Here is a 2,040-nt window from a genome sequence, read left to right as displayed (position 1 = left end):
CGCCTGGAGCGCGTCACCGGATGGCTATTTTTGTCGGTGATTCCCGTCGGCTTGCCCGCGGCATTACATATTGCCGCCGGATTTGGTCAGGCAATGTTTGGCTGGCATGACGAACAGCTTCTGTTGGCAGAGCTCGGTACGCTGGCATTGGTTTGGTATATCGGCTCCCACGGTGCCAGCTCTAGCGCTAATCTGCAAACGGTCATTGCCGGATTGATTGTTGCCCTCATTGTCGCCATCTGGTGGGCGGGCGATGTGAAACCTGGCGAAATCCCCTTCCCTGCGATAACCGAGATTGAGCTCCGCGGACTGTTCGCCGCGCTGTCGGTGATGTTCTGGTGTTTTGTTGGCCTTGAAGCGTTTGCCCATCTGGCATCTGAATTCAAAAACCCGGAGCGGGATTTCCCGCGCGCGCTGATGATCGGCCTGCTGCTTGCGGGCTCTGTTTATTGGGCATGCACCGTCGTCGTGCTTCATTTTGACGCCTACGGTGAGCAAATGGCGGCGGCGGCCTCACTGCCAGAGATCGTCGTGCAGTTATTTGGCGTACAGGCACTGTGGGTCGCCTGCATCATTGGTTATCTGGCCTGTTTTGCCAGTCTCAACATTTATATTCAAAGTTTCGCCAGGCTGGTCTGGTCGCAAGCGCAATATAAGCCGGAAAGTCATCTGGCGCGTCTGTCACCCCGCCACCTTCCGCGCAATGCGCTAAACGCCGTATTGGGCTGCTGCGTGATCAGTACGTTGTGCATCTATATGCTGAAAATCAATCTCGATGCGTTAATCATCTATGCTAACGGCATCTTTATTATGATTTATTTGCTGTGCATGCTGGCGGGATGTCGATTACTGAAAGGGCATTATCGCATGCTGGCGGTCATTGGCGGTCTACTGTGTCTGCTGCTGTTGGCAATGGTTGGCTGGAAGAGCCTGTATGCGCTGATTATGCTGGCAGGGCTGTGGCTGTTTTTACCCCGCAGGCCGGATAAGGCGACGTTGACGCCGTCATCCGGCAGATAAGCATTTTGCCGGATAGTGCTCACGCTTATCCGGCCCGCATACTGATGCTTAATCCCGAGGATCGTCTTTATGATCAATACGGTTGCGATCGTCGTCTTTGCGCTGAAATTCGCCATCAAAGGTCTCACCGCCCCCAGTTCCGGCGCTGAAACCACCGCCCGGCATACGCGAAAAACGCAAATGCGGCAGCAGCTTCATCGTCAGATGTTTTTGCACCGGGGGTAATAAAAGAAGAAGACCGAGGAAATCGGTGAAAAAACCGGGCAGTACCAACAGTAGACCAGCAATGATCAGCGACACGCTCTTGATCATTTCTGCAGCAGGACTTTCACCAGCCGCCATTTTTTGTTGCATCAGTAAAAAGTTTTTAAATCCCTGGTTACGAACCAGAGACATACCGATAACCGACGTAAAAATAACCAAAATCAGCGTCATCAGGACACCCAGGACATGGGCAACCTGAATAAAAATAGATATCTCTATGTAAACATAGAGAAAAATGGCAAGTAATGGTATCCAGCGCAAAGGGTTCTCCTGTCAATAACAGTCGTTTTTTTCAACGCCTGTCCGATGAATTATGTGACTCGCATCAATTAGATGTTGAGGTGGTTAGCAAAATTTCAAGTCGCTTGTACACTTATTTTTAGTATTAATCCTAAAGGGGTGATCCATTTCACAGAATAATAAATAAGGGGTAAATTCCACGCTTTAAGTGATCCAGATTACGGTAGAAATCCTGAACCAGCATATGATCTCGAGTATCAGACCGATGCAGGGGATAATCGTCGGTCGAGAAACAATCGAAATCACATATATCCTGTGTGTTTAGTCAAATCATTGGCAGCTTGAAAAAGAAGGTTCACATGTTAAACAACATTCGTATCGAAGAAGACTTGTTGGGTACCAGGGAAGTTCCAGCGGACGCCTACTACGGTGTTCACACTCTGAGAGCGATTGAAAACTTCTACATTAGCAACAACAAAATCAGCGACATTCCTGAATTTGTTCGCGGTATGGTAA

The 2,040-nt window shown here is 49.4% G+C and carries 2 protein-coding genes and 1 pseudogene; 2 read left to right on the top strand and 1 reads right to left on the bottom strand.

The features are described 5' to 3' along the window. Positions 1-1,020 (top strand): L-methionine/branched-chain amino acid transporter (yjeH, locus tag KQJ19_RS23390; protein ID WP_216404260.1); only part of this gene is annotated, 1,020 nt, incomplete at its 5' end. Positions 1,021-1,068: 48 nt separating this feature from the next. On the opposite strand, the gene KQJ19_RS23385 is transcribed toward yjeH, so the two are convergent. Next, positions 1,069-1,545 (bottom strand): FxsA family protein, encoded by a 477-nt coding sequence (locus KQJ19_RS23385; RefSeq protein ID WP_016151389.1) that lies wholly within the window; start codon positions 1,543-1,545, stop codon positions 1,069-1,071. 338 nt (positions 1,546-1,883) lie between these two features. Between KQJ19_RS23385 and aspA the strand changes: the two are divergent. Next, positions 1,884-2,040: pseudogene (gene aspA / locus KQJ19_RS23380) on the top strand (aspartate ammonia-lyase); the annotation flags it as partial.

This window comes from Citrobacter sp. S46_ASV_140, from assembly GCF_018919545.1.
In the GTDB taxonomy this organism is placed as follows: domain Bacteria; phylum Pseudomonadota; class Gammaproteobacteria; order Enterobacterales; family Enterobacteriaceae; genus Citrobacter; species Citrobacter braakii.
The sequence above is the reverse complement of the archived record's forward strand: the minus strand, read 5'-3'. Positions and strand labels throughout refer to the sequence as shown.